We start from the raw sequence: 6,371 nt of genomic DNA, 5'->3' as shown, positions 1-6,371 counted from the left end.
GGCCGGGGCGGCGGGATCGACCAGGGTCAGGCCGCCGAAGCCGGCGAACATGAGCCGCCCGTCGCCCATCGTCGCGCCGCCGCCGGTCCAATAAGCGGTGAACGGCACGCCGTCCGCGGCACGCAGCGGCGTCACCGTCAGGCTGGCGGGGTCGATCTGCGCGATGCCGCCGTCGGTGCTCGCCCAGATCGTGCCGCCGCGGTCGGCCAGCAATTTGTCGACCGTATCGTGCGGCAGGCCGTCGCGCCGTCCGATATGCGCCGCCGCCCGCCAGCCTGCCGGTCCTCGCGCGAGGATGGTGATGCCGCCGCCGGCGGTGCCGGCCCACAGCCGCCCCTGCCGGTCGGCGAGCAGGGTAGATACGTAGTTGCCGCGCAGGCCGGACATTGCGTCGCCGCGGACCAGCCGCGTCACCGCGCCGCTGGCGAGATCGACGCGATTGAGGCCGCGCGCGGTGCCGACCCAGAGCAGGTTGCCGGGCATCATTGCCAAGGAGCGGACGCGTGGATCGGTCAGCCGGCCGCTCCATGGCGTCGGCACCGGCGCACCGGGGTGCCGCAGGTCGACCGTCGCGACGCCGCCGCTGCGCGCGCGTCCATTGTCGCTGCCCCCGCCGACGAACATCTGCGTCCCCCGGATCAGCAGCCGCGACCAGGGCAGCGGCGACAGCATGCGGCTGCGCCGCCCGTCGCGCGACACCTGATTCAGGCCATCGCCCCCGGCGACGAAGCCGTCGCCGGCCGGGGTGAAGGCAAAGCTCTGCGCGTCGCGGCGCGCGCCGGGCAGTCGCCGGACGGCGCCGGGCTGGCCCTTGCCGGTCGGCGCCAGGCGGGACGCGGGACCATCGGGCGAGCCGTACCAGATCGCGCCGTCGGGTGCGGCGCCGAGCGTCCAGGCGACGTCCACCGCCTCAGTCGGCGTCGGGCGCAGCGCGCCGACCAGCCCGAGCACCCGGCGCGGCGCTGGATCGACGTAGCTCAGCACGGCATCGCTCGCGATCCACACCAGCCCCGATCGATCGCGGAACAGGTGGTTGATGCCATTCTCGGGCAATGTCGCGGCGAGATTGGCGTCGTGGACGAGCCGGTTGATCTGCAAGCGGAGCGGATCGATCGTCACGATGCCCGCGCGCGAGGTCACCCAGAGCTGGCCCGCGCCGGCATCGATGATCGCGCCGAGCGGCGGCGATCGGCCATCGACGCGTAGTGGCCAGTGGCGCACGGTCCCGGCGGCGAGCCGATGCAGTCCCGATCCATGCGTCGCCAGCCACAGCCCGCCGGCGGCATCGTCATGCAGCCCGGTGATCTCGCCGTCGACGCCGGCGAGCGCGATCGGGACGAACCGTGCGCCCGCCTGACGGAACAGCCGCGTGCCGACCGCGACCCACAGCGTGCCGCCGCGGCTGCGGTGCAGCGCGGTGATCGCGCCGGCGGGCAGATCGCGAACCATCGTGGCGCGATGGTCGCGGCCGCGCACACGGCCGAGCCCGACGTCGCTGCCCACCCACAGGCCGTCACCGCCATCGTCGACGATCAGCGTGATATGCGCCTGGTCGAGCGCGGTGCGGTTGAGCGGGCGGCGGAACCGGTCGCTCTGCGGATCGCGCCACCACAGGCCGTCGGCGCTCATCCCCAGCCAGAGCAGCCCGGCACGGTCGGCGTAGACCATGTTGACCATCAGCTCGGGCAATGCGCCCGACCCGTCGGTCGGATCGGTCACATAGCTTTTGAAGCCGGTGCCGTCCCAGCGCGCCAGCCCGCCATCGGTGGCGAGCCAGATGAAACCCTCGCCGTCCTGCGCGACCGCGCGCGGCACGCCGGCGTCCGGGATCGCATCGTCGCGCGCGGCGATCTTGAAGAACAAATCGGCGGCGGCGACCCAGGGATCGGTGCGCGCGGCCGCCGCGGCCGGCGCACGCACCGGCGCAGCGATCATCGCGACCGCGACCATCATCGCAGAGAAACCATAGCGCCACGCCATGATGCTTCATTGCTGAGAGGCGGTTGAAGACTGCTTAATGTAAGTTATGTGATCCGTTTGGGATCACTTTGTTTCTTATCATCAGAACCAGCTTCGCACGCCGAGCACCAGCGCCGCGCCGTCGCCATCCCCGCGGCGATGCTCCCAGCTGATGCCGGCATAAGGGGCGAACTCCCGCCGGATCTCGTAGCGCAGCCGCACCCCCGCCTCGGCCTGCGACAGGCCCGCCGCGATTTCGTCCTGCGGCACGGCCTGGGCGGCGAGGTTGAGCTCGACACGCGGTTGCAGGATCAGGCGCTGGGTGATGCGCTGGTCGGTATAGGCCTGCACCCGGCCGAGCAGGTCGCCGCGATCGGACAGAAACAGCGCGCCCTCGACCTGGAACCAATAGGGGGCGAGGCCCTCGACCCCGATCGTCGCATAGCTGCGTCGCGACGCGGCGCCGACGTCCTGGCGCAGGCCCGCCTGAAGATCGAAATAGGGGCCGATCGCACGCGAATAGAGCGCCTGCACCTCGGCGCGATCGATCCGGTCGATGCGGCCATCGCCTTCGCTCTTGACGACGAGCCGGTCGCGATCGCCGCCGAACCAGCCTTCCCCGTCCCAGCGCAAGCCGTCGCGGCCGTCGCGGATCTGCACCTCGGCGAGATCGAACATCACTTGCCCGAAACGCATCCCGCCATGGTCGCGGCGCATCTGCCGATCCGCCGCCGCCATCGCTGCCGGATCATAGAAGCGCGCGGCGGCGCGATCGCCGGGCGGGGCGGGTGGCGGCGCATCGCCGGCGGGCTGATCGGTACCGATTGTGGCGGCGGCTGCGGGCTTCGCGGGAGCCATGGCCATGCCGGGCATGTCCGGCATGGCGGGCGCTATCCGGGGTGGCTGGCCGGCGGCGGCGCAATGGCCCATCGCCGCATGCTCCGGCGGGCAGGGGGCCGGTGTCGCCGGGGCAGCCTTGTGGAGAGGCGCGGCTTTCGGCCGGGGCTTCGGTTTGGCGCGGGCGGGCCTGGCCGGCGGCATCGGCATCGTCATGCCGGGCATGTCATGCATCTGCATCTGCGCGACCGGTGCGAGCAGCAGGGCGAGCGCGATCATGCCCCCGCCACCGCGCCGTCGGGGCGGACGCTGACCACCTGCATCATGCCCGCATGCATATGATAGAGAAGATGGCAGTGGAACGCCCAGTCGCCGAAGGCGTCCGCGGTCAGGTCGAAGGTCACCGTGCCGCCCGGCGCGACGTTGACCGTGTGCTTGCGCGGCGCGTGATCGCCATGGCCGGTGACCAGCTCGAAGAAATGACCGTGCAGGTGGATGGGGTGCGCCATCATCGTATCGTTGACCAGGGTGACGCGGACGCGCTCGCCCTGACGGAAGGGGATCGGCGCGGTGACGGCGTTGAGCTTCACCCCGTCGAACGCCCACATATAGCGTTCCATATTGCCGGTGAGGTGGATGCGCAGCTGCCGCGACGGCGCGCGGGTATCGGGATTGGCGGCGAGCGCGACGAGATCGCGATAGACGAGCACGCGGTGGCCGGTATCGGCGAGGCCCTGCGGCGGTTCGCCGGTGCGATCGGTCGGCATCGGCGCGATCGTCTGGACTGCGGGCGTGCGAGGCAGTTCGGGCGCGGTGGCGAAGTCGCGCATGCCATGCTGCATCGGCGCCGCGTCGTGCGTCATCCCCGGCATGTCGGGCATCGCCGCCATGCCGCTCATCGCGCCCATCCCCATGTCGCGCATCGTCGCGAGCGGCCGGGCGCGGAGCGGCGGCACCGCGGCGGTCAGGCCGGGACGCGGGGTCAGCGTCGCGCGTGCCATTCCCGAGCGGTCCCAGGCCTCCGCGACCAGGGTATAGGCGCGATCCTCCGGCGTGACGATCAAGTCGTAGGTTTCCGCCACGGCGATCTGCAGTTCGTCGACCGTCACCGGCCGCACATATTGCCCGTCCGCCTGCACGACGGTGAGCGCAAGGCCGGGGATGCGCAGGTTGAAGTTGGTCATCGCCGCAGCGTTGATGACGCGCAGCCGGACGCGCTCGCCCGGCGCGAACAGGGCAGTCCAGTCGTCCTGCGGGCCATGGCCGTTGACGAGATAGGTATAGGTCGCGCCGGTGACGTCGGAAACGTCGGTCGGGTCCATCCGCATCCGGCCCCAGTCGCGTCGCTCGGCAGCGGACTGGTCGCGCCCGGCGATCAGGCCGGCAAGCGTCTGCTTCTGATAGTTGAAATAGCCGCCCTGCTGCTTGAGCTTGGTGAAGATGCGGTGCGGATGCAGCGGGCTATGATCGGACAGCACGACGACATGCTCACGCTCCGCCGCGACCGTCTCGGGCCCGGCCGGGTCGACGACGATCGGGCCGTAATGCCCCATCTGCTCCTGCAACCCCGAATGGCTGTGATACCAATAGGTCCCCGACTGGACGACGGGGAATTCATAGGTGAAGGTCTCGCCCGGAGCGATGCCGGGAAAGCTGATCCCGGGCACGCCGTCCATCTGGAACGGCACCAGCAGCCCGTGCCAGTGGATCGAGGTCGGCTCGGCGAGGCGATTGGTCACCGCCAGCCGCGTCCTCTGTCCCTCGCGGAGCCGCAGCAGCGGCGCCGGCCAGCTGCCGTTGACGCTGATCGCATGGCCCGTGCGGCCGTCGATCGTCGCCGGGACATGGTCGACGGTGAGCGCGATGTCCGGTCCGGCGAGGGTCGGCCGGCCGGCGAGGCCGGACGAGACCCGCTGCGCCCAGCCCGGTACCGCGATCGCAGTGAGCCCCAGGCCGGCGTGACGCAACAGCCCGCGACGCGACGGACGAAGAGGGGATGTCATCGCCGACATCTGCGCATCGCGACGGCCGCTGGCAAGGTGTGTCACGTCGCGCGCGCGCGATGGCGATGCACCGCCACGGAACATCGACACGCGCCTTGCGCTATCCGGCGATCCCCGCCAATCGCGGGGCAGTCAGAACCAAAGAGGTATCCCGTGGCCGCAGACAAGCTCGACATCGACACCGCATCCGTGCTCGACAATCCGAACGAACGGCAAGTGGAGTTCTCCGGCGAGGTCGACGCCGAAGAATTGCAGTTCGCGGTGCAATATGACGTGCTCGAGGCGCTGAGCGGCGATGCCCCCGAAGACGACGATGCGGTCGAGATGTTCAACCGCTTCTCGGACGAGATCGCCGAGGCGGGGCTGGCCGCGCTGGCGCGCAATCCGGACCAGTCGCTGATCGTGATCAGCGAGAACGATCTCGAATAGGCGGAATTTTCGGCGCTTGCGGGACCTCCCGCAGGTGCCCGGCCTGTGGCGGCGGTGACCGCTTCGGCTTAAACCGGAGGCGGCACGGTCCTTTTTTCTGCTTCGGCTGGTTCAGGTTTCGAGCGAAGCAAGACGGTCGCAGACCTGCCAGTGCTCCAGCGAAGGCGGGCGCCAATTGTTCTTCGGCCCGCAAGCGATGGGTCTGATTGGCCTTTCGATTCCCGCCTGCGCGGGAATATTGGAGTGGCTTGGTGATGCGCGCGATCATCGACCTGGCGGAAAGCCTAGACGCCGCGTGCGCGGGGCAGGGGCGGCAGCGATAGCGGTGCCGCCCCGACTGTCTTATTCTTCGGTGCCGAGCGTATCCTTGGCGGCCTGCAACGCCGCCTTGGCGTTCTTGCGCGGTGCCTTGGGGGCGTCGGTGCCGTCCTCGCGCTTCTGGCCGGACTTGCGGCCGAGGCCGATCGTCTTGGCCATCGCGCTGCGGCTCTCGCTGTAGGAGGGCGCGACCATCGGATAATCCGACTTCAGGCCGTAGCGTGCGCGATAGTCGTCCGGCGTCAGGCCGTGCGTGGTCAGGTGGCGGCGCAGCGTGCGATAGGGCTTGCCGTCGATCATCGAGATGATGTGATCGCGCGAGGCGAGCGACTTGCGCACCGATACCGCCGGCACATGCTCGGGCGAGGCCGTATCGCCGTCACCGGCTTCTGGGCTGGCGAGTCGTTCGACCGCGGCGTGCATCGACTGGAGGAAGGCGGGCACGTCATCGGCGGTGGTGCGGGTGTTGGGGTTGCTGAGCCAGGCGATCGTCAATTCGGTGGCCAGCTCGACCGTGTTGGTTTCCGTCGTCATCGGGGGGTTCTCGCTTAGTCGGACATATCGCGCCGACGTCCTGGGGGAGACGCGGCGACAAGCGTTCATGCAGTTGAGCGAGGTAAAGTCAAAGGTCAATTTGCGAAAAACGGTGGACCGCGTAAATCTTGAAACATTTGTAACACACGTTTGCCGTTTTCGCCTCTTGTCGGAGCAATGTATCGGCGCGGACCGGCAAGTGGCAGCGCGACGAACGTGGGTTCGATCAGGCGGCGGGGAACGCATGGCGGCGCTTAACCGTATCGATAACGTCCGCTTGGCAAACAGGAT

The 6,371-nt window shown here is 69.5% G+C and carries 5 protein-coding genes; 1 reads left to right on the top strand and 4 read right to left on the bottom strand.

The window, feature by feature from the left end; genetic code table 11:
- From BW41_RS12600 to BW41_RS12590, 3 genes are all read right to left on the bottom strand, one after another.
- The coding region (locus tag BW41_RS12600) for a ligand-binding sensor domain-containing protein (protein WP_037534870.1) at positions 1–1,980 on the bottom strand (1,980 nt) is incomplete at its 3' end.
- Between the two features lie 81 nt (positions 1,981–2,061).
- Positions 2,062–3,075, bottom strand: coding sequence for a copper resistance protein B (locus BW41_RS12595; RefSeq protein ID WP_037534869.1), 1,014 nt, complete (start codon positions 3,073–3,075; stop codon positions 2,062–2,064).
- A complete protein-coding gene (locus tag BW41_RS12590; protein ID WP_081793079.1) occupies positions 3,072–4,799 on the bottom strand; it encodes a copper resistance system multicopper oxidase in 1,728 nt (575 codons plus the stop codon). The genes BW41_RS12595 and BW41_RS12590 overlap by 4 nt, the downstream gene beginning before the upstream one ends.
- A 153-nt stretch (positions 4,800–4,952) precedes the next feature.
- Between BW41_RS12590 and BW41_RS12585 the strand changes: the two genes are divergently transcribed.
- Positions 4,953–5,228 carry a DUF1488 family protein gene (locus BW41_RS12585; protein WP_037534868.1) on the top strand — a complete coding sequence of 92 codons (276 nt, stop codon included), beginning with the start codon at positions 4,953–4,955 and terminating at the stop codon, positions 5,226–5,228.
- 342 nt (positions 5,229–5,570) lie between these two features.
- Here BW41_RS12585 and BW41_RS12580 read toward each other — a convergent pair whose 3' ends face one another.
- Positions 5,571–6,080: a MucR family transcriptional regulator gene (locus BW41_RS12580; RefSeq protein WP_037534867.1), complete on the bottom strand. Its 510-nt coding sequence runs from the start codon at positions 6,078–6,080 to the stop codon at positions 5,571–5,573.
- Positions 6,081–6,371: the final 291 nt, after the last annotated feature.

Origin of the sequence: Sphingomonas sp. RIT328 (genome assembly GCF_000632225.1) — a bacterium.
Taxonomy (GTDB): domain Bacteria; phylum Pseudomonadota; class Alphaproteobacteria; order Sphingomonadales; family Sphingomonadaceae; genus Sphingomonas; species Sphingomonas kyungheensis.
This window is presented reverse-complemented; position numbering and strand designations above follow the sequence as displayed.

Coding starts and splice junctions, on each gene's coding strand:
- BW41_RS12595 (WP_037534869.1), bottom strand. CDS start 3,075: ATGATCGCGCTCGCCCTGCTGCTCGCACCGGTCGCGCAGATGCAGATG.
- BW41_RS12590 (WP_081793079.1), bottom strand. CDS start 4,799: ATGACATCCCCTCTTCGTCCGTCGCGTCGCGGGCTGTTGCGTCACGCC.
- BW41_RS12580 (WP_037534867.1), bottom strand. CDS start 6,080: ATGACGACGGAAACCAACACGGTCGAGCTGGCCACCGAATTGACGATC.